Here is a 390-nt window from a genome sequence, read left to right on the forward strand (position 1 = left end):
TTGTCGGAAACCACGGTGACCGGTTTACCACGCAGACGGATGAGCGCATCGAGCTCACGGGTGACGCGCAAGCCGGACAATGAAGGGCTCTGTTGCAAATTTCCGTCTCTGATGCGAGAAGCAGCTTTTCAGATTAGGCTGTTGATTTCATGAAAGCATTTAAAGGTCGTCATTTCAGCGGCGAGGTCGTGTTGTGGGCGGTTCGCTGGTATTGCCGGTATGGGATCAGCTACCGGGACCTTGAACAGATGATGGCTGAGCGTGGCGTACGCGTTGATCACGCCACGATCTACCGGTGGGTTCAGACCTATGCCCTAGGTGTTCAGTCCCGGCATTTGATGGATCGGATTAAGTCTGAAACGATCAGGTTCTGAAGTCCATATCTTGCAA

The 390-nt window shown here is 52.8% G+C and carries 1 pseudogene; it reads left to right on the forward strand.

The features are described 5' to 3' along the window. Nucleotides 1–149: 149 nt before the first annotated feature. A pseudogene (locus tag Q0835_RS30200) lies at nt 150–314 on the forward strand (IS6 family transposase); the annotation flags it as partial. Between the last annotated feature and the right edge of the window lie 76 nt (nt 315–390).

Origin of the sequence: uncultured Roseibium sp. (assembly GCF_947499295.1) — a bacterium.
Taxonomy (GTDB): domain Bacteria; phylum Pseudomonadota; class Alphaproteobacteria; order Rhizobiales; family Stappiaceae; genus Roseibium.